18 protein-coding genes are annotated in these 23,993 nt (G+C 60.0%); 9 read left to right on the forward strand and 9 right to left on the reverse strand.

Annotation, left to right across the window (positions count from 1 at the left end; genetic code table 11):
- Window positions 1–6: 6 nt before the first annotated feature.
- Window positions 7–816: a hypothetical protein gene (locus QP891_RS00965; RefSeq protein ID WP_284769653.1), complete on the reverse strand. Its 810-nt coding sequence runs from the start codon at window positions 814–816 to the stop codon at window positions 7–9.
- 75 nt (window positions 817–891) lie between these two features.
- Here QP891_RS00965 and hflX point away from each other — a divergent pair, with 75 nt between their 5' ends.
- The 3 genes from hflX to QP891_RS00980 all read left to right on the forward strand — a co-directional run bounded on the left by hflX (window position 892) and on the right by QP891_RS00980 (window position 4,883).
- Complete coding sequence (gene hflX / locus QP891_RS00970) at window positions 892–2,400, forward strand: GTPase HflX (protein ID WP_284769654.1); 1,509 nt, start codon at window positions 892–894, stop codon at window positions 2,398–2,400.
- Between the two features lie 32 nt (window positions 2,401–2,432).
- Window positions 2,433–3,713 (forward strand): uracil-xanthine permease family protein, encoded by a 1,281-nt coding sequence (locus QP891_RS00975; RefSeq protein WP_284769655.1) that lies wholly within the window; start codon window positions 2,433–2,435, stop codon window positions 3,711–3,713.
- Window positions 3,714–3,839: 126 nt separating this feature from the next.
- Entirely contained in the window at window positions 3,840–4,883 is a 1,044-nt protein-coding gene (locus tag QP891_RS00980; RefSeq protein ID WP_284769656.1) for an HNH endonuclease signature motif containing protein, read from the forward strand.
- Between the two features lie 129 nt (window positions 4,884–5,012).
- Here QP891_RS00980 and QP891_RS00985 read toward each other — a convergent pair whose 3' ends face one another.
- Genes QP891_RS00985 through QP891_RS00995 form a run of 3 tightly spaced genes read right to left on the reverse strand, consistent with a single transcriptional unit; the run spans window position 5,013 to window position 8,418 of the window.
- Window positions 5,013–5,282 carry an HPr family phosphocarrier protein gene (locus QP891_RS00985; RefSeq protein ID WP_023022720.1) on the reverse strand — a complete coding sequence of 90 codons (270 nt, stop codon included), beginning with the start codon at window positions 5,280–5,282 and terminating at the stop codon, window positions 5,013–5,015.
- Between the two features lie 55 nt (window positions 5,283–5,337).
- Window positions 5,338–7,437 carry a PTS fructose transporter subunit IIABC gene (locus tag QP891_RS00990; protein ID WP_284805805.1) on the reverse strand — a complete coding sequence of 700 codons (2,100 nt, stop codon included), beginning with the start codon at window positions 7,435–7,437 and terminating at the stop codon, window positions 5,338–5,340.
- Between the two features lie 18 nt (window positions 7,438–7,455).
- The gene (locus tag QP891_RS00995; RefSeq protein WP_284769658.1) at window positions 7,456–8,418 is read right to left on the reverse strand and encodes a 1-phosphofructokinase family hexose kinase; all 963 of its coding nucleotides are present in this window, start codon (window positions 8,416–8,418) and stop codon (window positions 7,456–7,458) included.
- A 209-nt stretch (window positions 8,419–8,627) separates the two neighbouring features.
- Here QP891_RS00995 and ptsP point away from each other — a divergent pair, with 209 nt between their 5' ends.
- Window positions 8,628–10,316, forward strand: a complete 1,689-nt coding sequence (gene ptsP, locus QP891_RS01000; RefSeq protein WP_284769659.1) for a phosphoenolpyruvate--protein phosphotransferase — start codon at window positions 8,628–8,630, stop codon at window positions 10,314–10,316.
- 69 nt (window positions 10,317–10,385) lie between these two features.
- Here ptsP and sugR read toward each other — a convergent pair whose 3' ends face one another.
- Window positions 10,386–11,168: a transcriptional regulator SugR gene (sugR, locus tag QP891_RS01005; protein WP_023022711.1), complete on the reverse strand. Its 783-nt coding sequence runs from the start codon at window positions 11,166–11,168 to the stop codon at window positions 10,386–10,388.
- 483 nt (window positions 11,169–11,651) lie between these two features.
- Entirely contained in the window at window positions 11,652–12,362 is a 711-nt protein-coding gene (gene lexA / locus QP891_RS01010; RefSeq protein ID WP_284769660.1) for a transcriptional repressor LexA, read from the reverse strand.
- Window positions 12,363–12,615: 253 nt separating this feature from the next.
- Between lexA and QP891_RS01015 the strand changes: the two genes are divergently transcribed.
- Window positions 12,616–13,020 carry a hypothetical protein gene (locus QP891_RS01015; protein WP_284769661.1) on the forward strand — a complete coding sequence of 135 codons (405 nt, stop codon included), beginning with the start codon at window positions 12,616–12,618 and terminating at the stop codon, window positions 13,018–13,020.
- Between the two features lie 218 nt (window positions 13,021–13,238).
- On the forward strand, window positions 13,239–13,697 hold the full coding sequence (nrdR, locus tag QP891_RS01020) for a transcriptional regulator NrdR (RefSeq protein ID WP_023017363.1): 459 nt from the start codon (window positions 13,239–13,241) through the stop codon (window positions 13,695–13,697).
- Window positions 13,698–13,963: 266 nt separating this feature from the next.
- On the opposite strand, the gene hrpA is transcribed toward nrdR, so the two are convergent.
- Window positions 13,964–17,866: an ATP-dependent RNA helicase HrpA gene (gene hrpA, locus QP891_RS01025; protein ID WP_284769662.1), complete on the reverse strand. Its 3,903-nt coding sequence runs from the start codon at window positions 17,864–17,866 to the stop codon at window positions 13,964–13,966.
- Window positions 17,867–17,987: 121 nt separating this feature from the next.
- Between hrpA and QP891_RS01030 the strand changes: the two genes are divergently transcribed.
- Window positions 17,988–18,920 carry a hypothetical protein gene (locus QP891_RS01030; RefSeq protein WP_284769663.1) on the forward strand — a complete coding sequence of 311 codons (933 nt, stop codon included), beginning with the start codon at window positions 17,988–17,990 and terminating at the stop codon, window positions 18,918–18,920.
- A 65-nt stretch (window positions 18,921–18,985) separates the two neighbouring features.
- On the opposite strand, the gene QP891_RS01035 is transcribed toward QP891_RS01030, so the two are convergent.
- Window positions 18,986–19,933: a hydrogen peroxide-inducible genes activator gene (locus QP891_RS01035; RefSeq protein ID WP_284769664.1), complete on the reverse strand. Its 948-nt coding sequence runs from the start codon at window positions 19,931–19,933 to the stop codon at window positions 18,986–18,988.
- A gap of 162 nt (window positions 19,934–20,095) precedes the next feature.
- Between QP891_RS01035 and QP891_RS01040 the strand changes: the two genes are divergently transcribed.
- Together QP891_RS01040 and ahpD are read left to right on the forward strand one after the other, a co-directional pair.
- Window positions 20,096–20,689, forward strand: coding sequence for a peroxiredoxin (locus QP891_RS01040; RefSeq protein WP_023022697.1), 594 nt, complete (start codon window positions 20,096–20,098; stop codon window positions 20,687–20,689).
- 99 nt (window positions 20,690–20,788) lie between these two features.
- Complete coding sequence (ahpD, locus tag QP891_RS01045) at window positions 20,789–21,313, forward strand: alkylhydroperoxidase, AhpD family (protein WP_284769665.1); 525 nt, start codon at window positions 20,789–20,791, stop codon at window positions 21,311–21,313.
- Window positions 21,314–21,437: 124 nt separating this feature from the next.
- Here ahpD and QP891_RS01050 read toward each other — a convergent pair whose 3' ends face one another.
- Window positions 21,438–23,981 carry a DEAD/DEAH box helicase gene (locus tag QP891_RS01050; RefSeq protein ID WP_284769666.1) on the reverse strand — a complete coding sequence of 848 codons (2,544 nt, stop codon included), beginning with the start codon at window positions 23,979–23,981 and terminating at the stop codon, window positions 21,438–21,440.
- Window positions 23,982–23,993: the final 12 nt, after the last annotated feature.

Below are 23,993 nucleotides of genomic sequence, written 5' to 3' on the forward strand. Positions count from 1 at the left end.
AAAAATCTAGTGTCCGCCGCAGCCGCAACCGCCGGATCCACAACCGCATCCGCCATCGCCGCAGCCGCCGGACGGCATGTCAATAGCGGCGGTGAGCAGGGCCGTACCGGAGATCACGGAATCCTTGGCCGGCAATTCGCCACGGTCCGCCGGCAGGCAGAGATCGAAGGGGAAAAGCCCGTCCATGACGAGGTGCGCGAACTTTTCGCCGGTGAGTTCATTGGTGCGCCACTCGGCTTCCATCACTCGGGCGGCGAAGGTAGCCGCCGGCGTGGGGGCCTGTGCGCCGGAGCCAGAGGCGATGACGCGGGCGCCCTCGGATTCAAAGAGGGCGGGGTATTCGCCGTTTTCGGCCTCGTAGGCAGCCGGGGACTCGTAGGTGGAGATATCAAGGCCCATGGCGGTCAGCGATACCTGCTGCCATTCCTGCCGCGGTTCTTCTGCCAACAGTGGCCCCTGCGCGAGGTTCGCCGTGACCTGGGCCAGCGGCGTGCCGAACGGATCGATGATGTCCATGATCGCTAGAACGTCATTGAACATCTCCATGTGGGCAAAACCCTGCGTGACCGCGTCGAAGCCGATAAAGGTGGCGTAGGGCTCTACCGCCAAGATATTAAGCTGGGCGCCCGAGGGGTCACCGTATTGGATGAGCTGGCCGCCGCGGACCTCGCCGGTAACGGCAAGGCGGTCCGTGGCGATGGCTGCCTCGACCGCGTCCTGCCAGCGTTCGAAATCTAGGCCGATCGCCTGCATCTCGGTATTCTTTTTCTGGGTAGTAGTCGTTGGCCTAGGCTGCGTCGTTTCCATAGCCACCATTGTATCGCTTTGTCCAGTATGCCCGGAAACCGCAATTCCCGTTTTGCCGCCTAACGTGCCAAAATAGATAGCAATATGAACAAATTTTCCCCGCAGAATTCTGATAGCTCCGCGAGCAAGGATGAACTTCTCGCCCAGGCCTTCCGCGACCACGCGGATACCACGCAGGAAACCACGCCGACCAGCGGCGATTTAGATTTGGCCGAGCGCAACGCCTTCCGCCGCGTTACCCGCGAGACCTCCATCCGCGCCGAGGACACCACCGATGGCTACGAGGTGGAATACCGAAAACTGCGCCTCGAGCGCGTTATCCTCGTGGGGGTGTGGACCGAAGGCACCGTAGCGGAGGTCGAAGCCACGATGGATGAGCTGGCGGCCCTAACCGAGACCGCCGGCGCCGACGTAGTCGAAATGATCTACCAAAAGCGCGATAAACCCGACCCGGGCACCTTCATCGGCTCGGGCAAGGTCAAAGAGCTCCACGATATCGTCGAGGCCACTGGGGCCGATACCGTCGTCTGCGATGGTGAGCTAAACCCCGGCCAGCTCACGGCGCTCGAGCGGGCGCTAAATACCAAGGTCATCGACCGCACCATGCTCATCTTGGACATCTTTGCCCAGCACGCAAAGTCCAAGGAAGGCAAGGCGCAGGTCTCGCTAGCACAGCTGGAATACCTCTATACCCACACCCGCGGTTGGGGTGGCAACCTTTCGCGCCAGGCCGGTGGCCGCGCCGGTTCTAATGGCGGCGTGGGCCTGCGCGGTCCCGGTGAAACCAAGATCGAAACCGACCGCCGGCGCATCCGCACCGAGATGGCGCGCCTGCGCAAGGAATTGCGCGGGATGAAAACCGCCCGCGAGGTCAAGCGCTCTCGGCGCCAGTCCTCCACGATCGCTCAGATCGCCATCGCAGGCTACACCAACGCCGGCAAATCTTCGCTCATTAATGCCATGACGAACGCGGGCGTGCTTGTTGAAGACGCGCTTTTTGCCACCTTGGATCCCACCACGCGCCGCGCCTCGCTTGCCGATGGCCGCCAGGTCGTCTTCACCGATACCGTCGGCTTCGTCCGCCACCTGCCCACCCAGCTGGTGGAGGCCTTCAAATCCACCCTGGAAGAGGTGCTCGCCGCCGATATCATGCTGCACGTCGTCGACGGATCGGACCCGTTCCCGCTCAAGCAAATCGAGGCGGTCAATAAAGTCATCTACGATATCGTCAGCGAGACTGGTGAGCAGGCCCCGCCGGAAATCATCGTGATCAACAAGATCGACCAGGCCGATCCGCTCGTGCTCGCGGAGCTGCGCCACGTCCTGGATCATGAGGACGTCGTCTATGTTTCGGCGCGCACGGGGGAGGGCATCGACGAGCTGAGCGCGCGCGTGGAGCTCTTCCTCAACTCCCGCGATAGCCACGTTAAGCTGCAGGTTCCCTTCACCCGCGGCGATGTCGTCTCCCGCGTGCACGCCGAGGGCACCGTGCGCAGCGAGGAATATACCGAAAATGGCACGCTTGTCGATGTCCGCCTGCCCGCCACCACCGCCCGCGAGCTCGCCGAATTCATCGTGGAGGAAGATTCCTAAAATTCGTGCTCCATGGCCCATAATGGTGGTTCGTGAGCATACTAGGTTGGACCGTCCACGGCGACGGTAAGAAGATTGCACCAGGCGCCGTGGTCGCGCCCGAGGAACGACTAAGTTGGGGCCGAACCATTGGCATCGGCATGCAGCATGTGGTGGCGATGTTTGGTGCCACGCTGTTGGTGCCCACCCTGACCGGATTTCCGGTCAATACCACGCTGCTATTTTCTGGCATCGGCACCATCCTCTTCTTGCTGATTACGCGCAATCGTCTGCCGTCCTACTTGGGCTCGTCGTTTGCTTTCATCGCTCCGCTGACCGCCTCGCAGCAATACGGGATTGCGGCGCAGGCCGGATCCATTCTGGTGACCGGTTTGGTGCTGGTGGCGGTCGGTTTCGTGGTCAAGGCTGCTGGCAGGCGGGTGCTCGATGCTGTGATGCCACCGGCGGTTACCGGCGCCATCGTCGCGCTCATCGGGCTCAACTTGGCGCCGAATGCGGCCGAAAACTTCGCCAGCCAGCCGTTGGTAGCAGGCATTACGCTGCTGGTCATCCTCTTGGCCACTGTGGCCGGGCGCGGCATGGTATCGCGCCTGTCCATCCTCATCGGAGTGGTCGTCGGCTGGATTTTCGCCGCCCTGACCGGCAACTTGGGCGAGGATGCCAAGGCCGCCATCGATGCCGCCCCGTGGGTAGGACTGCCCGAATTCCATGCCCCTGAGTTCCATCTTTCGGCCATCGCCGTGGCCCTGCCGGTGCTCGTGGTGCTGATTGCGGAAAACGTCGGGCGCGTTAAGGCTGTCTCCGAGATGACCAACCGCGACTTAGACGATCTTGCCGGCGATGCGCTGATTGCCGATGGCCTCGCTTCCTCCCTCGCCGGCGGCTTCGGCGGCTCCGGTACCACCACCTATGCCGAGAATATTGGCGTCATGGCCGCCACGCGCGTTTATTCCACCGCCGCTTATTGGGTCGCCGCCCTCACCGCCATCTTGCTGGCCTTCGTCCCGAAGTTCGGCGCGCTGATCTTCACCATCCCTACCGGCGTGCTCGGTGGGGCAACCCTCGTGCTCTATGGCCTTATCGGCATGCTGGGCGTGCGCATCTGGATGGATAATGAGGTCAACTTCAATAACCCGGTGAACCTGACCGCGGCCGCGGTGGCCTTGATCGCGGGCATCGGCAACCTGACGCTGACCGTGGGCGGGGTGAGCTTGGAGGGCATCGCCTGGGGCTCGGTCGGCATCATCGTTGCCTATCCGATCATGCGGAAGCTGTACGAAACCGTGGGCGAAGGCCACGACGCTAAATACTAAATTCTGTGGATAACTTTGTTGAACCCGCCGCGAAATAGGGCCGTAGCGGTACGGTTTGCAGCCTAATCCACAGGCCTTCGTGCGTGCGGTCGCGGCTGCGCCGGGTTCTGCGCTGTACTAGGCGGCATGAACGCACTCGACCGTTACTTATCCGCGCTGGGCCAGGGGATGGACATCATCGCCGCCGCCCAGGGCTTAAGCGAGCGCGACTTGGTGGAGCGCGGTGCCAGCGACGTCGCCGCGCGCGATGTGGTGCAGCTTTGCGATATCTATTTTGGCCGCAGTGCCTTTAGCGCCAAGCAACGCACGGCCCGCTCGACGACGCACCCACTAGACGTGCTCACCCTGATCGAGAAATTCGCACTGCGCGCTCGCACCCAGCGCGATGCCTGGGCCGTGCGCTCCGAGTTGTGTAAATTTCGCGGCAGCGCCACGGCCTTGCGCAAACGGGCGCGCGCCATGTTGCGGGAGCTCCAACCGCCCCGCACTCCCAAGAAAGGAGTGCGCATTACCCGCCGGCCGCGCGGACCGTGGTCGTTGACCATTACCGGGGAATCCTCCGATGTCGCCGATATGCACTCTGCTCTTGATAACGAGCGCCCACTGGAGTCCGTTAAATCCATCTTCTTCGGAGGGAAGTCTGGGGCGCGCACCACTGCGAGCACGCAGGTGGTCATCACCTTGGACGAGCTCGATCGCATCGTTGACGGCGATGGCGAGGAAATAACCCTGCAGCTCACCAATGGCTCGCGAATCAGCGGTGCCGACCTCGTGAGCCGGGTTTTAAGCGATCACGGATACATCACGCTTGTGCATCCCGTTGAGGGACCGGTCAATTTGTACCGCACGTCCCGGTTCGCCAACGCGAAGCAGCGGTTGATGGCTGCCGCAGTCAATCCCGTATGTCCCTGGGAAAAGTGCAACTATCCTGCGGATGAGTGCCAGATCCACCACCTAGAAAGCTGGCAGCACGGTGGCAATACCAATGCCGCTAATCTCGCTACCTGCTGCCCGTACCACAACGGCGTTAACGACGATGACCCGAAGGCGCCACCGCGGCGCGGGCGATTGGCCCGAATACAAGGAAAGGTTCGTTGGCTTCCTCCCTGGGCCACGCCTCCCGGAAGCCCTAACGGAAACGACCGGCCGACGACCGATGGCCGCAATTGAGTGCTGCACTAACGAGTTAAATCTGCTCACAGGGGTAGCGAAGAACTGCCTGCGGATCGCAAAAGCTCCCCGCCATCAAGGCGAGGAGCGTACGAATCGTGCTTAAACGCTAGTTATGAGCAGCAGCGTTTAGGAAGCATCAAGATCCTGCTCGATGAGGCCGGCGATCTTCTCAACGGCTTCTTCGTTGTCAGAGGTAACGGTGACCTCGTCGCCCTGCTCAGCACCGAGGGCCATGATCATCAGGGAAGAAGCGGCGTCGGTTTCGTTATCGTCATCTTCACCAACAAGGTTCAGGAAAATGTCCTCGTCGAATTCGCCGGCAGCGTCAGCAATGATGGAGGCAGGACGTGCGTGCAGTCCTACGGAGGAGCCGACCTTTACAGTCTTGGAAGCCATGGAATTTATCCTTTCTGTGGTTAATTTATCGTGATCCAGTGTACGAGTGTTTGGTTTATGCCGCCACGTTCTGGGAACTGGTCTTGGACTCTGGAGCAGCCTTTTGAGCAGCTTGCTGGACGGTTTTATTTGGACAGAATTGCTTCATGGCCAAGACTGCGACGGTGGATACCGCCACGCCGGCAAGGATTGCGACCAGGTAAGCCCAGAACGGATCGATAGCGAAGGCGACGAAGACACCACCGTGCGGGGCACGGGACTCGACCGACAGCGCCATGGAGATAGCACCCGTCACGGCACCACCGGCCATCATAGAAGGGATGACGCGGAACGGATCGGCCGCGGCGAACGGAATGGCGCCTTCGGAGACGAAGGACAGGCCGAGCAGCCAGGCGGACTTACCGTTTTCCTGCTCAGCAGGAGTAAACAGTGACTTGCGAATGAAGGTTGCCAAGGACAGTGCGATGGGCGGAACCATGCCGGCGGCCATGACCGCGGCCATGATTTGCATGGAGGCTACATCGCCAGTGGACAAGCCCGCGGTGGCAAAGAGATAGGCGGCCTTGTTGACCGGGCCACCCAGGTCGACGCACATCATCAGGCCCAAGATGATGCCGAGCACTACGGCAGAAGACCCAGACATGGAAGACAGCCAATTTTGCAGGCCCTCCATCAGCGCGGCCAGTGGGGCGCCCAGCAACAGGTACATCGCCAGGCCAACGACCAGGGAGGTCAAAAGCGGAATGATGACCACCGGCATGAGGGAACCGAGCCAGCGCGGGACCTTCCAATTGCCAATCCACAGGGCGATAAAGCCGGCCAACAAACCGGTCACCAAGCCCCCGATAAAGCCCGCGTCGAGCGTTACAGCGATAGCACCGCCGACGAAGCCCGGCGCAATACCCGGGCGCCCGGCCAGGGCGTAGGCGATATAGCCAGAAAGTGCGGCGACAATAAAGCCCATTGCGGCCTGGCCGATGGCAAAGAGCACTGCGCCTATATAAAGCGAGTAGCCGGAATGCTCGAACGACATCGTCTCGCCGTCGACGATGATGTCATTGCCCGGCAGGTTGGACAGGGAGTAATTGGTGGAAAGTGCCTGCCAGCCATTGGCCATATCGGCGCCACCGAAGAGGAATCCGAGGGCGAGCAGCAGGCCGCCGGCGGCAACGAACGGCACCATGTAGGACACACCGGTCATAATCGCCTGTTGGATGCGCTTGCCCCAACCCAGCGACTGGCCCTCTTCTTCGGCGGAGGAAGATGAGGCCGTGCCAGAGACCTTGCGGGCGTTCGGGTTCTTTGCCGCCGCAATGGCTTCATCGAGCATCTTGCCGGGCTCGTTGATGGCGCGCTTGACGCCGGATTCGATGACGGGTTTGCCCGCGAAGCGCTCGCGGTCGCGCACGCCGACGTCCGTGGCAAAGATGACGGCATCGGCAGCATCGATGGTGGACTGCGAGACCGATTCATTATTGGACGAGCCCTGGGTTTCGACGGTGAGATCGACGTCGTCGCGCTCGCCGGCGGTCTGGGTGAGGGCATCGGCAGCCATGTAGGTGTGCGCGATGCCGGTCGGGCAGGCCGTGATGGCAACGATGCGGGTAGCTTGTGCCGAGTCTCCCGCGCTTTCCGATGCCGCTTCCGCTGCCCCACCTGCAGCAGCCTCCGCGTTGTCCTGCTTTTTCTTCTTCGCTTTTTCCGCGTTGACGACGGCGAGGATTTCCTTGACGATTTCTTCCTTCGTCGTCGCGGTGCGCAGGGCCTCTAGGAAGTCCTTGCGCACGAGAGCGCGGGCGAGCTTGGAAAGAATCTGCAGGTGGGCCTTGCCGCCGCCAGCAGGTGCGGCAATGAGAAAGACTAACTGGGCATCGCCGTCGGGGCCGGAAAAATCCACGCCGCGGGACAGGCGAGCGAAAGCCAACGTCGGCTCGGTGACGGCCTCGGAACGGCAGTGGGGGATGGCCACGCCGCCTGGCACACCGGTGCCGGCCTTGGCTTCGCGGTCGATGGCGGGCTGGGCGAGGCCTTCGACCTCGGTTGCGCGCCCGGTATCGTGCACCAAGGTGGCGAGGTTGGTGATTACGGAATCGACGCTATCGCCGAAGTCGGCGTCGAGCGCTACCAGTTCGGTAGTGATGAGATCGGATGCCATGATGGAAGGCTCCTTTAGCTATAGAGCGGAGATGGAGGTGTGGGCGGTATCGAGTTCTTCGGGGTGGGGGAATTGGGTGCCCGGTTTTGCGGCCGCAGCGGTGCCATAAGCCACCGAGAGCGCAAGGGAATCTGCCGGTCCTTTCCCCTGCGTGCGCCCTAATAGGTATCCGGCCAACGCGGCATCACCCGCGCCGACCGTGGATTTCACCGTGGCAGGAGGCGGGGTGGCAGCCCATGCGCCGTCTGCGTTTACCAGCACGGCGCCGGCGCCGCCGAGGGTGACAAGCACTTCCTTGATGCTGCGCTTCACGACATCTCTAGCAGCCTCCACGACCGGGCTATAGTCTCCGGCCGCAGCGGCGCGCTCGAGGGCGAGGCCATCCTGACCGGTGAGCTGCCCCAGTTCGAAGCCGTTGGGTTTGATGAGATCCGGGGCTGCGGAATCGAGCTGCTCGGCGATGGCCTTCATCGGGGCATCGGAGGTATCGACGGCGATGCGCGCCTGCGGGGCGGCAGTGCGGATTTCCTTGATGAGGTCGGTATACCACCCGGCGTCAACACCCTTGGGAAGCGATCCGGCAAGGGCTACCCAATCGGCGGATTGGGCGTGGCGGGTAAGGGTGGCGATGAGGTGGTTTTGGGTGGCATCGGAAAGCAGCGGGCCAGGGCCATTGACCTTGGTGGTCGTGCCATCTGGCTCGGTGATGGTGGTATTGACGCGCACACCGCCATCCATGTCCACGTGGGCGTAGGGGAGGTCGACGTCGTGGATGAGGTTGATGAACGGATCGGCCGCGCGGGCGGGGAAGAGGGCTAGGGTTTCTTTCCCGGCGAGGTGAACCGCGTGGGCGACGTTGACGCCTTTACCGCCCGCAACCTGGGTAACACTGGCGGCGCGGTGAACATCGCCTGAGGTCAAAGGCTGATTGAGCGCCAGGGTGGCGTCGATGCTTGGGTTTGGGGTGAGCGTGAGGATCATCGAGAACTTATCCCTTTCGCAGAGTGCGTATATTGGGGGCCACACGCAATCGGTCCGGTTGGAACACGCGCTTAAGCCCGCCATTAATGTTTATTCTTGCCCGATTGTGTTGGAAAGTCAATAGAAACCGTGTGGTATACATTGCATTTCTGTTGGATTTGTGATGATCTGGAAATAAATAAGCCGCTATCTTCGAAGGAAGTATCGCCATGGAAAATACGCTTCAGTCCACTGTTAAAGGAACCGGCGTTGTCGCTGGAGTCGCCTATGCAGAAGCCGTATGGGTCCGCCCCCGCCCGGACCTGCCTACTGAAGGAAGTATTGACCAAGAGGCCAGCAGCGAAGCCGAATACGATCGCTTCCTCGAGGCAGTCGATATCGTTGCCAGCCGCTTGGAAAACCGCGCCGCAGCCGCGGAGGGCCAAGCCTCGGAAGTGCTGACCGCAACCGCCGGCATGGTCAAGGACCGCGGCTGGCACAAGGCCGTGCGCAAGAACATCCGCTCCGGCAAGAATGCCGAGTTCGCCACGGTGGGAGCCACGGACAAGTTCGTCACCATGTTTGAGGCGGCCGGCGGCGTTATGGCTGAGCGCACCACCGATCTGAAGGACGTGCGCGACCGCGTCATCGCCCAGCTGCGCGGCGAGCAGGAGCCCGGTTTGCCCATGGTGGAAGGCCAAGCGGTACTTTTTGCCGATGACCTCGCGCCTGCCGATACCGCCACCCTGGATACCGCGCATATCCGCGCACTCGTCACCGAGCTGGGCGGGCCCACCAGCCACACCGCGATCATCGCTCGCCAGCTCGATATTCCGTGCATCGTTGCCGTGGGAAACAAGCTGCGCGAGATTGAAAGCGGCACGCTCGTCTTCGTCGACGGTGCGCTTGGAACCGTGACGCTGGGCGCGGACGAGGCAGAATCCACCAAGGCGGTCGAAGAATATCGCGAGCGCGCCGCCCGCGTTGCCGAATGGACTGGACCAGCGCAAACCAAGGACGGCCACCGCGTGCAGCTTTTGGCCAACGTGGCCGATGGCAACGCCGCCCGCATCGCCTCCGACTCGCAGGCAGAGGGGATTGGCCTCTACCGCACGGAGCTGTCGTTCCTATCCGCTAGCGAGGAGCCTTCCGTTGACGAGCAAGCAAAGATTTACAGAAAGGTCTTCAACGCCTACCCCGATTCCAAGGTCGTGGTGCGCACCTTAGATGCTGGTTCCGATAAACCGATTTCTTATGCCACGCTGTCCTCTGAGGAGAACCCGGCATTGGGCGTGCGCGGCCTGCGCATTGCCCGCGATAATGAGTCCCTCTTGACTCGCCAGTTGGATGCCATCGCACAGGCTGCGGAGTCCCGCGGCGAAGCTGCCGAGACCTGGGTCATGGCACCGATGGTGGCGACCTCGAAGGAGGCCCAGTGGTTTGCGGAGCTGTGCCGGGAGCGCGGCCTGACCGCGGGCGCAATGATTGAAGTTCCCGCGGCTGCGCTGATGGCGGATAAGATCATGCCGCACTTGGACTTCGTATCCATCGGCACCAACGATCTCACCCAGTACACGATGGCCGCTGACCGCTTGTCGCCACAGCTTGCTTACCTCACCGATCCGTGGCAGCCGGCCGTGCTTCGTCTGATCCAGCACACCTGCATCGCTGGACACGAATACAACGTCCCAGTTGGCGTCTGCGGTGAGGCCGCGGCCGATCCGCTACTGGCCTGCGTATTGACCGGCCTTGGCGTCAACTCCTTGTCGGCTGCGTCCACCGCAGTCGCCGGCGTCGGTGCCCAATTAGCCGAGTTGACCTTCGACCAGTGCCAGCAGCTTGCCGATGCCGCCCTCAATTCCGAAGGCCCCTCCGCCGCCCGTGCCGCGGCGATGGAGCAGATAGAAAAATTCAACTAGCGGCATAAAGCTTCGCCCTCCCCACCTCGGCGCCGAGGCAGGGAGGGCGAAGTCGTGTGCGGCCTGGAGCTATTCGCTGGCTAGGACGACGTCGATCTCGCGCTCGCGGAGAGCATCGACGAAGGATTCCGGCGCGCCGGAATCAGTGATGACGACATCGATATCGGCAATGGAAGCGAAGCTCACCAGGTAGTCGTTGCCCAATTTGCTGGAATCGCACATGACCACGACCTTGTGGGCATTCGTGACGAAGGCGGATTTGATGGCTGCTTCTTGGGAATCGGCCGTCGACAAGCCGTGATCGAGGGTCAGGGCATTGGTGCCGATAAAGGCGACATCGGCACGCATGAGCGCCATGGTGCGCAAGGCGGTATCGCCGACGACGGCCTGAGTGATTGCGCGTACGGTTCCGCCGAGGAGCTGAACATCGGGGACGCCGCTATTGGCGAGGGACAGCGCAATGGGCAGGCTATTGGAGACGATATTGAACTGCGCTTGCGGGTATTGCTGGCTGATGAGCTCGGCAAAGGTATTGATGGTGGTGCCGGCGTCCAAAAAAATGCTGCCGCCGCCAGGGGGAAGGAAATCGAGCGCGGCATGCGCGATGGCGGCCTTGGCCCCCGATGCGGATCGCTGACGGGTATCGAGCGTGAGCTCCGCGGTTTGGAAGGCTTGCGAAGCAACGGCGCCGCCGTGCACGCGGTGGACAACGCCCTCTCTATCCAGCACAGCTAGGTCGCGGCGGATGGTTTCGGCAGTCACATCGAAACGCTCCGATAAATCGGTGACGTTAACGCGACCCTCGACAGCAGTTTGGGACGCGATCTGGCGGCGTCGCTCCTCTGCGTACACAGACCCTCCTTGCTCCTCGCCTTCGGCCGGGCGGTTACTCCATTTGCGTATGCAGGTGCGCGGTGAAAGCTATATGATGTGGGATTTCTTCCTCCATTGTGTCAAAATTCGGCGGTAATCGGACGAAAACAAAAATTAAGGTGTGCGCTGTTGTCTGGTTTGGGATAAAAGCCGCAGGTCAGTCGCCTTTATTTGTCCTAGTTGGAAGCCAACCCTAGTAGCGCTTAACTTACGGATCCGTTATTTCGGGGGTGCTTTCTCAATAGACCCCGCGAATTTAAGTTGGCTTTTTGGGGCGCGATTGCGAGGCAGAAAGGCGTGGAATGCGTTAAAACTCGTACAGCCCTGCTCCCAAGCAGGGGGAACAGCGCAGCGCACGAAGTGCAAAGAGCGGGTTTCAAGAAAGCGGGCGCAGAGTGCCGGTGGCGACAACAACCGCAGGAGAAAACTCGCGTGCGCTTGGTAAAAATAGCTTGCCGAGGCCTAGAGTTTGCGGAAGACGGATACTACCTTGCCCATAATTTCCGCATCATCGCCGTTGATGGGCGGATAGGCATCGTTGTGCGGAAGGAGCCATACGCCAGAGGAATCGCGGTGGAATTCCTTGACGGTGGCCTCGGAGCCATCGAGAAGTGCGGCGACAAACTCGCCTTCCTCAGCCACCGATTGCGACCGGATGATGACCCAGTCGCCGTTGAGGATGCCGGCATCTTGCATGGAATCGCCCACGACCTGCAGCATATAGAGCTCGCCTCCGCCGACGACCTCGTCCGGCATGGGGAAATACGTGTCGATATTTTCCTCTGCGGTGATTGGTGCACCGGCGGCGATGCGGCCAACGACGGGAATATAAGCTACTGCGGCAGACTCTTCAGGGCCGTGGGCGGAGGTATCGGGGACGTCCTTAGACTTGCGGCCCGGCTTCTTTTCGGCGTCGTCAGTGTTGAGGTGGCGTACGTCGACCGCGCGGGGCTTATTGGGATCGCGGCGCAGGAAGCCCTTTTCCTCAAGCTGCTTGAGCTGATAGGCCACGGACGAGGTGGATTGCAGGCCGGCGGCGTCACCAATTTCGCGGATGCTGGGCGGGTAACCGCGGAGCATCACCGCATCGCTGATGACATTAAGGATGCGGCGTTGCCTTTCCGAAAGGGAGGCGTAATCGTTCTTTGCGGTGCTTGCTTTCTTGCGGCCCATGTGCGGCTCCTAGCTAGGGGGTCTGAGGTTCTGCGTTCGTAGCTTGAAAAGGGGCAGGGTGACACCTGCGTGCCATAACTCATTTGTAGCACGAAAAGTACAAGCGTTCGAGATTTACGCGAAAAACTAGACATGTTTTCGAAGGGGTGCTATAAATCGAACATAGAAATAATCTCGAACACAGGAGCGACATTGGGCTCTTCTTGTGTCAAGGGGCCGCTTTAGACTTACGGCGGTCGTCGAAAGGAAAGCAATGTCTCAACTACTTAACTCTCGCAATAAAATGGGTAAACAGCGCGCGGTACGTCCACAGATCGTCCCTTCAGCCGCTATTTGGGATATTGATGATCAACGCTGGGGCGCGCAGCATTCTCCTTTCGAAAAAGGGAAAATCAGGACCTTAAATTCCGTGTATCGAACGAACTTTGAAGATTATTCGAATACGTGGCCTGATGAAAGTTCCTTACCTGATTTCGCGAACAGGCCGATGAAAGAAGACGATGCGCATAGTTCGCGAAAGAATTACCTCCTTGGTGCAGTATTTGGCGCTGCCGTATTTTTCGGCACGGTTGCCGGCGGGCTGATGGGTACGAGCGCTGAAACGCCGACCGAACCTGGTGCTTCGGTACAACAAGTAGAAGCAGCGATCGGCCAGTAGTGCTGCGTGCACTAAAGCAGGCCACTAAAGCAGGCACTTCAGGGTTATATGCTACGGGCCTTGTTAGACAGCAACTCGTCTTCCCGGCCGGATATAGGCCCGCTTGCTTCACGGAGACAGGCACGCGAGAAGGAGGAGTCTGACGCAATGGTGCCAGGTTTTGGCTTGGCCTTGGGAGGTAAACTAAACCAAGAAGCTAAATTAGCGAAAGGACTAGTGTGTACTGCCCGTTTTGCCATAACGAACAATCCCGCGTTATTGACTCGCGCGTGGTTGATGCTGGCGCATCGATACGGCGCCGGCGGGAGTGTGCTTCCTGCAAGGGGCGCTTCACCACTGTGGAAAAGGCCGTACTGCTGGTTGTAAAGAGAAATGGCCTCGCTGAGCCATTTAGTCGGGATAAACTCATTCGGGGCGTTAGACGCGCGTGCCAGGGTCGCGACGTTAGCGATGATGCCTTAAAAAAGTTGGCCCAAGAGGTTGAGGAAACAGTGCGGGGGCACGGGTCCTCGCAGGTGAATGCCAACGAAATCGGGCTAGCGATCCTTGAGCCGCTGCGTGACCTAGACGAGGTTGCATATCTGCGCTTTGCCTCGGTGTATAAATCATTCGAGAGCGCGGATGACTTTGAATCGGAGATTCGTTTGATGCGGCGGCGCGATCGCGGAGACCTTTAAGCTGCGCAGTGTAGGACGATTTCTCAGCAGTTATACAACCGTTCCTGCGCAGGCTCGAAGCGGTCTTAACTGGCCTTTTGTGTGCATGGTTTCTCTAAGGGGCTGACCAAGGTTCGCGCCGCCGGCGGCCGAGTAAGCGGATTTCTAGCTTAGGGACGGCCGGACGGGCGGCCAGCCAGCAGACCGGACGGCCAGCCAGCAGGCTGGGCGTCCGTGGCGGGGAGCCGGGGTCGTCGGCCGGCGGCGGGACCGAGACGTTGGGGAGACTAGCGCAGCTTATCCACCGCTTTTTGAATCCTCCGCAGGGATACTGCGTGGGCCGTGCCGAGGCGTTGGGCAAAGAGCGAGACCCGCAATTCCTCAATCATCCAGTGGATGTCCTTGACCTCGCGGGTCTTTTCGCGGCCCGCGGGGAGGTTTCGGAGGCGGTTCGCTAGGTAGGCCTTGGCATTATCGACCTCCGCTTGGCGGTCCGCATCGCGATCCGGATCGAGCGACATGTCCTCTAGGCGGATGCGCATTGCCTGGATGTAGCGGGGAAGGTGGCGCAGGTGCGCGGCTCCGTGCACGGTGATGGCATTTGGCGGAAGAAGGAAATTAAGTTGCTTTTCCATATCGTCGATGGCGGGACCATCCCACTGGGAAAGCTCGGCGCGGAGGTTGGAGTACTCAGCCAAGCCAGGCGCGATCGAGACGATTGATTGTCGCACGCGGCCGGGGACCTGCGGTTTCACGGAATCCTTGAGCTCGGTAAACGCCTCTGGCGAGCGCACGGGGCCGCCAGCTTCGAGCATGAGGTCGCGGATCGCCGCGACGCGGGCGTCATTGACCAGGCCGTCGGCGCCGCCATGCGGATAAGAGTCCACGGCGACGCGCTGTTGCAAGGGCAGCCCCTTGACCATTTGCGCGGTCGAGACGGAAATTTCGCGCATCAAGAGCGTGAGGGTGGTGGTGACCATGGCGGCATCGGCAGCCGCCTTGGTGGGGTGAACCTTAAGCTCCACGCCGTCTTTGGTGGCCACCAGCGCTGGGTAGGCGGTGACTTCGTGGCCGTCAACGGTGGTGGTGACGGTCTCGTCAACGGTGCCCAGGGTATCGTCGGTCCACTCGCTGACTGCGGTGGATTCGGCGGTGCGGCTAACTTGAGAGACGGACGATTTGATGTGCCCGGCCTGGCGCTCGCGCAGGGCGGCAAGGTCCCTATCGGAGTCGATGATGGTGCCACGCTTGTCGATGGCCGCGTAGTTCATCCGCAAATGATCCGGCAACTTGTCCGGTTGGAAGTCGGAGGCGTTGATGCCGTGCCCGCCGAGCTCGCGCAGGACATCGGCAAGCTGCTGGGTAAGGGGGCCTTCGAAGGGAATGAGCCGGTCCATGGCGCGCTCGGCAAATTCCGGGGCGGGCACGACGGTGCGCCGCAGGGCCTTGGGAAGGGAACGAATAAGCTCGTTGACGAGCTCGAATCGCAGGCCGGGAACGAGCCAATCGAAGCCTTCGGTATCGAGGCCGGCAAGCATGGGAACGGGGACCATGACGGTGACGCCATCGAGCGGGTCGCCGGGTTCGAATTTATAAGTCAGCTCGTAATCGATGGAGCCTTTGCGCCAGTGATCTGGGAAGGAGACTTCGGTTACGTCGTGGGAGTCATCGACAAGCGTGGCTGGGTCGAAATTCAGCAGATCGGGTTCCTGGCGGCGCTTTTTCTTCCACCAGGAATCGAAATGGCGGCCCGTGGTGACCTTGGCGGGAATGCGCTGGTCATAGAAATCGAAGAGGGTATCCTCATCCACGATAAGGCCGCGGCGGCGGGCCTTTTCCTCGTATTCGGCCGCTTCATCAAGGGCCTGCGCGTTTGCCTTGAGGAAGTCGTGGTGCGCGTTCCACTCGCCGGCGATAAGCGCATTGCGGATGAACATATCGCGCGCCGCGACGGGATCCACGCGGTGATAGGGCACGGTGCGATCCGCGACGATGGGCACGCCGTAGAGCGTGGACTTCTGGTGTGCGATGGCGGCCGCGCGCTTGCGGGACCACGTGGGATCGGAATAGTTGTGTTTGAGCAGGTCCGCACCGAGTTTTTCCACCCAGGCCGGATCGATAGCGGCAACGTCGCGTGCCCAAAGCCGAGAGGTTTCGACGAGCTCCGCCGCCATGAGGAACTCGGGTGGCTTTTTGGCCAAGGCGGAACCTGGAAAGACGAGGAAACGGGTATTGCGCGCGCCGTGGAACTCCTTGGAATTGCCGTCGCGGGCGCCAATATTGGAAAGCAGGCCAGATAGCAGCGCGATGTGAATATCGTCGGAGCGGCGTTCGGTGCCTTCTTGGTAATCCCACCCCAGCTGCTTGGAGACGTCTTTGAGCTGGCGGACCAGGTCGAACCACTCGCGGATGCGCATGTAGTGGAGAAACTCCTGCTTCATGCGCTTGCGGAATTTATTGCCTGATTGCTCATTGCGGGTCTGTTTGATGTAATCCCACAACTTCAGCATGGACAAAAAGTCAGAGGTCTTGTCCTTAAAGCGCGCGTGCGCTTGATCAGCTTGCGCTTGGTACTCCAGCGGGCGTTCGCGCACGTCTTGGATGGTCATGGCGGCAACGATGACGATGACATCGTGGAGGCAGCCGTTGGTATGGGCCTCGATAAGCATGCGTGCCATGCGGGGATCGAGTGGGATGCGGGCCAAATTGCGGCCGGTTTCGGTCAGCGCCGGTTTCTCGTGCTTGTCTTGGAGGGCACCGAGCTCGTGGAGGAGGTTGAGGCCATCGCGAATGGCCTTGAACTCGGGTGGCTGGAGGAAGGGGAATTTCTCGATATCGCCGAGCTTGAGCGAGACCATCTGCAAAATGACGCTGGCCAGGTTGGTGCGCAGGATTTCCGGATCAGTAAACTCTGGTCGGCTTTGAAAGTCTTGCTCGCTGTAGAGGCGGATAGCGATGCCATCGGCGACGCGGCCGCACCTACCCGAGCGCTGATTGGCAGAGGCCTGCGAAATGGGCTCGATAGGTAGGCGCTGCACCTTGGTCCGCGTGGAATAGCGCGAGATGCGCGCGGTGCCGGTATCCACGACGTAGCGGATTCCGGGCACGGTCAGCGAGGTTTCGGCGATATTGGTGGCCAAAACGATGCGCCTTCCGCGGTGATTGCTAAATACGCGGTGCTGTTCCTGGTTGGACAGGCGCCCGAAGAGGGGAGCGACCTTCACGTTTTTCCACTTCTTGGCCTCGATTGCTTCCATAGCATCGCGGATATCGCGCTCGCCTGGGAAAAAGCAGAGGATATCGCCGTCGCCTTCTGCCATGAGCTCCTCGATGGCCTCAGTTAAGCCATCGAGCGGATCTTGATCCACCAGCTTTCCACCGGCCTCGAATTCGAGGGGGCGGTAGCGAATTTCTACCGGATAGGTGCGCCCGGATACCTCGATGATGGGCGCAGGCGTGCCATCGGGCTGGGCGAAGTGCTCGGCAAAACTTTCCGGATCGATCGTCGCGGAGGTGATGATCACTTTGAGATCGGGCCGCTTGGGAAGCAACCGCTTGAGATACCCCAAGAGGAAGTCGATATTCAAAGAGCGCTCGTGTGCCTCATCGATAATGATGGTGTCGTACTTATTAAGGAAGCGATCGCGCTGCATTTCCGCTAGCAGGATGCCGTCCGTCATGAGTTTTACGGCGGTGGTATCAGAGACCTGGTCATCGAAGCGGATGGCGTAGCCCACCGACTCCCCAATGTCTTGGTCGAGCTCGGAGGCGATGCGCTCGGCGACGGTCCGCGCGGCGATGCGGCGCGGCTGGGTGTGGCCGATGAGTCCGCGGCGGCCTCGGCCGATGTCGAGGCAGATCTTGGGGATCTGCGTGGTCTTACCAGAACCGGTTTCACCGGCAATGATGACTACCTGGTTTTCTTCAATCGCGGCGGCAATATCGTCCTTGCGGCCGCTGACCGGCAGGGAATCGGGGTAGGTGAGTGGGGGAACGGCGGCATCGACAAGCGCGAGGCGATCTGCGGCGGCCTGGATATCCTGGCCGACTTCGCGCAGGGCCTTGGGGGCGCGTGCCTTCGATAGGCGGCGGCGGAAGCTGCGGGCCTCGGCGATGGTGACGTTGTCTAATGCGGCAAAAAGTTCATCGCGGCTAGGGGCCTGCGATGTCGTGGTTTCATGCTGTGTCATGGCTAATCTATGAGCTTACCCCGGTTTCGTGGAGTGGAAAAAGTTGCTATTGTGAAAATACTTGTCTAAAAGATATTTTTCTCGTTGCACCCAACCCGAATATAGAAGGAAGGCACCGCTGATGAACGACAAAAACTCCGGTGGAAATGACGATTTTCCCCGCTATGAACCGACTGATCACCCGGAGGATCAGCCGAGCTACGGAAGCCTGCCGTCCTATGGCGGCAGCCACGAGAGCGGCAGCTACGAAAGCTCCGGCAATCAAGGATATGCGGGCTACCAAGCACAGGACAATACCGTAAATTCCGGCGGATTTACCGGAAAGCCCTCGGCCATTGATTCGATTTCGTGGGCCTTTCGCACGGTGTTTAAGAACTGGAAACTGTGGATACTCGGTGCCTTGCTCGTTGGCGTCATTGTCATAGCAGTCTCCGGAGTGAGCCTGGCCGTTGCTCCCGCAGAGGGCGCGGATGCCTCCGGTGCGGGATCCATTGTGCAAATCGTGTCCTACGTGATCATGGTCGTCGTCAGCTTGTTGGCGATGCGACTGGCGCTTTTCCAGATCGATGACCCGCGTACTGGGTGGAGCTATGTGGGCAAGGACGTGCGGTGGTGGCAGCCACTGGTGATCATGATCATCATCGGTATTATTTCCTCGGTAGTAATGTTCATCTTCGTTGGTGGCTCGATCTTCCTCGGCCCAGACGCGGGCGCCGACGCCACCGAGGACGAGGCGTTGGAAGCCATGGCGAGCTTTTTCGGAGTCATGGCTGTAGTGGCTCTCATCGGCCTATTCATCCAGCCGCTTTATATGCTGATGCAATGGTTTGCAGCCGACGGTGACGGGGTTGGCCAAGCCATTAAGAACGGTTTTAAGGCCGGTAAAGGAAACTACGGCCAGCTCCTGCTGCTGACGGTGCTCAACGCGCTGATTACGATTGCCGGCGGCATCCTGTTGCTGGTTGGCTTGATTGTGGCCGTACCGGTTACCTTACTGGCTACGGCTTACTTGTTCCGCCAGTGTGCAGGCCGCGCGACCGGCCAAACTGCGTAAGCGCTTTAGCATTATTTAAGGCCACCGAGGCATTGCTTCGGTGGCCTTAATCGTGTGTGGCGGTTTTATCCCTCCAGCGAGCGTGCGAGGGCATTTTCATAAGCGGCGGTAATCAGGGTGCCGAATTCGCGGAACTCTTCACTGCGTGCGGCAGAGGAGCGGAAGACGAGGCCGATTTCGCGCTCAGCGGTGACATCGGGATCGAAGTAGGCGATGCCGAGGTTCTTGCCGTGGCATTCGGTGGCCAATGCGGACTTGGGGATAAGGGTGCAGCCGAGCCCGCCCATGACCAGCTGCATAATGGTGGTAAGCGATGAGGCACGCGTGACGGAATTGGTTGCTTCCGCCGGGTTGACGTGGGCGTGCCGGCAGAGATCGACGATTTGGTCGCGGAGACAGTGGCCATCGTCAAGCAGCAGCAAATCCAAGTCCCGCAGCTCCGCCACCTGGACGTCCGTACGCCCGGCGATGGGGTGATCGGGCGGGCTGACGATGGCGAAGTCCTCGGTGTACAGCGGGCTGTCGACCATGCCCGTGGCCTCTGAAGGCAGCGCAAGGACGGCTAAATCGAGGTTGCCGTTGCGCAGGCGCGCGATGAGGTGCTGGGTTTGCTCCTCCACAAAGCGCGGCTCAAGCTCTGGGTAGGTCTCCGTAATCATCGCCAGCAAGTCCGGGAGGATATACGGGGCGATGGTCGGGATAACGCCAATGGTAAGCGGGCCGGACAGCGTGCCGTGGGCGCCGCGGGCGTGCGCGAGAAAGGTATCGGCGGCCTCAAGGGTGGATTTGGCATAGGGCAGAAGGGTTTCACCGGCCGAGGTTACGATGACCTTGCGGGTAGAGCGCTCGATGAGCTGCACGCCGAGCCCCTGCTCGAGTGCCACGAGGCCCTGGGAGAGGGAGGGCTGAGAGATCTCCAGCTTGGCGGCAGCGGTGCCGAAGTGCTTGTTTTCCGCCACGGTGACAAACGTGCGCAGCTGGGCAAGTGTTGGTCGATACTCTTTATTATGCATGCCTATCACTCTAACATTTATCTATAGGATTAGCTATTGACGTGACCGGAATTAATGGTATTGTCTTTGGTGTTGGGCCGGAGAGGGTCCGGCCCGTGGTCCTCGGTACGGGACCGTCAGAAACTTGAAAAAGATTACCCTTTTAAGAAGGAGTTGAAGAACATGCCTATCATGACCGTTGGCGAAAAGTTCCCAGAATTCGACCTCACCGCCCTGACCGGCGGCGACCTGCACGACGTTAACGCTAGCCAGCCAGAGGACTACTTCGAGCAGGTTTCCTTGGACAAGTACGAGGGCAAGTGGAAGGTCGTCTTCTTCTACCCCAAGGACTTCACCTTCGTTTGCCCGACCGAGATCGCTGCCTTTGGCAAGCTGGATGAAGAATTCCAGGACCGCGACACCCAGGTGCTGGGCGGATCCACCGATAACGAGTTCGCTCACTTCAATTGGCGCGCAACCCACCCGGACCTGAAGGACGTTCCGTTCCCGATGTTCTCTGACGTGCGCCACGACCTGATCCGCGCCCTGGGCGTAGAAAACGCTGACGGCGTTGCTGACCGCGCAACCTTCATCATCGACCCAGATGGTGTTATCCAGTTCGTCTCCGTTACCCCGGACGCTGTGGGCCGTAACGTTGACGAGGTTCTGCGCGTTCTCGACGCCCTGCAGTCCGAAGAGGTCTGCGCCTGCAACTGGGAGAAGAACGACCCAACCAAGAATATCGATAAGATGGACGTTGTTCAGTCCCAGCTTTAAGCCTTAGTTATCAGTAGGTGCTTTCCCCGCCGTTCTGGCGGGGCACGCACTTGCCTTGCAATTTAAATTACTGAGAAAAGATTTAGAAGGAGAAAAACTGTGTCTATCGAGAACTTGAAGTCATCGCTACCCGAGTACGCCAAGGACCAGAAGCTCAACTTGGGCGCGCTGACCCGCACGACCGAGCTGAATGAAGAGCAGCTGTGGGGCACCCTGTTGGCTTCGGCGGCAGCTACCCGCAATGACACCGTGATTTCTGAAATCGCGGAAGAGGCACAAGAGCACCTCTCTGAGGAAGCTATCAACGCCGCTTACGGCGCTGCTACCGTCATGGCAATGAACAACGTTGCCTACCGCGCCAAGAGCTGGTTGGGCGATGACTACGCACAGGTTAAGTTTGGCCTGCGGATGAACTTCATCTCCAAGCCTGGCGTGGAAGACGCTAACTTCGAGCTGTGGAATATCGCCGTGTCCGCTATCAACGGCTGCGAGCACTGCTTGGGCGCACACACCCAGAAGCTCAACGATACTGGCGCGACCAAGGAGCAGGTCTGGGAGGCCATCAAGGTTGCTTCTGTCATTCAGGCAGTCGCACAGGCCGTCCAGATTGAGGCCGCACGCTAAAAGCGCTGCTTAATTAGCCTTTGGAATAAGCCACCCCCGCGCGCTGCTTCCCTCGGTGTCCCCCATAGGACGCCGGGTACAGCGCAGGGGGTGGCTTTTATCGTTTTAGCTAACCCGCGTGTGATTAATACTCGACGCGCAACTCTGACAGGCGGACTTCGCCGGCTTCATCGGAGGCGTCCAGATCGACGGTGGCGACGAATTGATAGGCGCGATCGCCTGCTGGGTCCTTAATGATTTGCCGCACGGGCCAGCTGCGAGAGCTTGATTCTTCCAGCCGGAAGTACTCTGGTCCGCGCGCCTCAGGGCCGGTATCAATATCGTCGTATTCGTCGAAGTAGTCATCTAGGACGGCACAAAAATCGGGGATCTCGTCCAGATAATCCAATACCTCGGCGAGGCGGTCTTCTTCCTCCAACGCGAAGAGTTGCGCGAGGCGGAACATGTAATTGCGGACCATAATGCCAAAGGCGCGGCGATTGGCGGTAAGGGCTGTTGGGTCTTCGACGCCAAAGGCCAGCTCGCGGTCGAGCGTATCTTGATCGATGGGGGAGTCTTCACCGGCCATCTGCGCCCATTCATCGACAAGCGAGGAATCCACCTGGCGGATAAGCTCACCTAACCAAACAATGATGTCTTCAATTTGGGGCGTCGTATATTCATCAGGGATGGACTGTTTCAGAGTCCGCCACGCGTCGGTGAGATAACGGAGGATAACTCCCTCAGACCGGGCTAGGCCGTAGGTGGCCACCAAATCCGAGAAGGTCATGGCATTTTCTACCATGTCTCGCACTACGGATTTGGGCCGTAGCTCGAATTCCTTTACCCAAGCATTGGTCTCCGCAAATGTATCGTAGGCCTGTTCGAGCAGCTCCTCTAGCGGCTTGGGCCAGGTGATATCCTCCACGATATTCATGCGGTCGGTATAGTCCACCCCGTCCGCCTTGAGCGCGGCAATTTCTTCCCCGCGCCGCTTCTTCTGTTGGGCCTGCAGCACCTGCCGGGGATCATCGAGGATCGCCTCAAAGACCGAGATCACATCAAGGTGATAGCTCTCCGCCTCCGGGTCCAACAGAGATAGCGCAGCCAAGGCAAAGGGGCCGAGTGGCTGGTTCAAGGCAAAGTCTCGCGGCAACTCCCGCACGAGGTGGTACGGGCGGCCGTAAATATCGAGCCCCTTCGTGGATTTTTGGACCACGCCGGAATCCACCAATCCGCGGAAGAGGTCGAGGGCGGTGAGGATGTCCTTGTTCTGCTTGCTGCGGGGATCGTGATTATCGCGCAAGAGGTGGCGCATATGCGCATAGCCATCGCCGTGGCGGGCTAAGACATTGAGCAGCATCGAATTCGAGACCCGGAATTGCGAGGTCAACTGCTCTGGTTCTGCTTCCGTGAGCCGCGCAAAGGTCTTCTCGGACCACGAGACTTCGCCCTCGCGTGCGGATTTCTTCTTGAGCTTTTTCAGCCGCTTCGGATCATCGCCAATGCGCCTGCGGGCCTTGGCATTTTCAATCTCGTGCTCTGGGGCCTCGACGACGACGGTACCTTCCGTGTCATAGCCCGCACGCCCGGCGCGACCTGCAATCTGGTGGAATTCGCGGGACTTCAAGATGCGCTGGCGTTGCCCATCAAACTTGGCCAGGCCAGTCATCAATACGGTGCGGATGGGCACGTTGATGCCCACGCCCAAGGTATCGGTGCCGCAAATAACCTTGAGGAGGCCGCGTTGTGCGAGGCGCTCCACAAGTCGCCGGTACTTGGGCAGCATTCCCGCATGGTGGATGCCAATGCCCTTGCGAAGTAACTTTGAGAGGTCCTTGCCAAAGGCGGTGGTAAAGCGGAATCCGCCGATTTCTTCAGCGATATCCTCTTTTTCCTCTTTGCTAATAATTCCAGAAAGCGAGGTCAGGGCTTGGGCCCGCTCGGCTGCCTCGCGCTGGGAAAAGTGCACGACATAAATGGGTGCCTTATTATCAGCGAGCAGCTCCTCGATGGTTTCGTGCACCGCGCTAAAAACATAGGAAAAATCCAGAGGCACCGGGCGGGTAGAGCCGGCCACTAAATTAGTCTCGCGCCCCGTGCGGCGGGTGAGATCTTCCTGCAGCCAATCGGTATCGCCGAGCGTGGCGGACATTAAGAGGAATTGCGCCTTGGGCAGCTCCAAGAGCGGAACCTGCCACGCCCAGCCGCGATCAGGATCGGAGTAGTAGTGGAATTCGTCCATGACTACCTGGTCGATGTTGGCCTCGGCGCCGTCGCGAAGCGCGATATTGGCTACGATCTCGGCGGTGGCGGCGATGATGGGGGCGTTGCCGTTTACGGTGGCATCGCCAGTCATCATGCCCACATTCTCTGCGCCAAAGATTTCACACAGTGCAAAGAACTTCTCGCTGACCAGCGCCTTAATGGGCGCGGTATAAAAACTCCGCTGTCTACGGGCTAGGGCGATGAAGTGGGCGGCGTTGGCCACCATGGACTTTCCCGAACCCGTGGGGGTCGCGAGGATGACGTTATCTCCGGCCAAGATGCCGAGCGAGGCCTCCTCTTGCGCGGGGTATAAATCGATTCCCTTGCTGGTGGTCCACGAGTTAAAAGTATCCCAAATGGCCTCATCGATGAGGGACTCGGGGACTTCCGTTAAATCTGGCAGCTGCTGAGATAAGTTCACCCCCACCACCTT

The sequence above is a fragment of the Corynebacterium sp. MSK310 genome, from assembly GCF_030227355.1.
Lineage (GTDB): Bacteria > Actinomycetota > Actinomycetes > Mycobacteriales > Mycobacteriaceae > Corynebacterium > Corynebacterium rhinophilum.

Bases quoted from the DNA above. Each gene is read 5' to 3' on its own strand.
- QP891_RS00995 (WP_284769658.1), bottom strand. From the start codon at position 8,418: ATGATCCTCACGCTCACCCCAAACCCAAGCATCGACGCCACCCTGGCG.
- QP891_RS01040 (WP_023022697.1), top strand. From the start codon at position 20,096: ATGCCTATCATGACCGTTGGCGAAAAGTTCCCAGAATTCGACCTCACC.
- QP891_RS00990 (WP_284805805.1), bottom strand. From the start codon at position 7,437: ATGGCATCCGATCTCATCACTACCGAACTGGTAGCGCTCGACGCCGAC.
- lexA (WP_284769660.1), bottom strand. From the start codon at position 12,362: ATGGGCCGCAAGAAAGCAAGCACCGCAAAGAACGATTACGCCTCCCTT.
- ptsP (WP_284769659.1), top strand. From the start codon at position 8,628: ATGGAAAATACGCTTCAGTCCACTGTTAAAGGAACCGGCGTTGTCGCT.
- hrpA (WP_284769662.1), bottom strand. From the start codon at position 17,866: ATGACACAGCATGAAACCACGACATCGCAGGCCCCTAGCCGCGATGAA.
- QP891_RS01035 (WP_284769664.1), bottom strand. From the start codon at position 19,933: ATGCATAATAAAGAGTATCGACCAACACTTGCCCAGCTGCGCACGTTT.
- QP891_RS01030 (WP_284769663.1), top strand. From the start codon at position 17,988: ATGAACGACAAAAACTCCGGTGGAAATGACGATTTTCCCCGCTATGAA.
- QP891_RS01015 (WP_284769661.1), top strand. From the start codon at position 12,616: ATGTCTCAACTACTTAACTCTCGCAATAAAATGGGTAAACAGCGCGCG.
- QP891_RS00985 (WP_023022720.1), bottom strand. From the start codon at position 5,282: ATGGCTTCCAAGACTGTAAAGGTCGGCTCCTCCGTAGGACTGCACGCA.
- QP891_RS00980 (WP_284769656.1), top strand. From the start codon at position 3,840: ATGAACGCACTCGACCGTTACTTATCCGCGCTGGGCCAGGGGATGGAC.
- hflX (WP_284769654.1), top strand. From the start codon at position 892: ATGAACAAATTTTCCCCGCAGAATTCTGATAGCTCCGCGAGCAAGGAT.
- QP891_RS00965 (WP_284769653.1), bottom strand. From the start codon at position 816: ATGGTGGCTATGGAAACGACGCAGCCTAGGCCAACGACTACTACCCAG.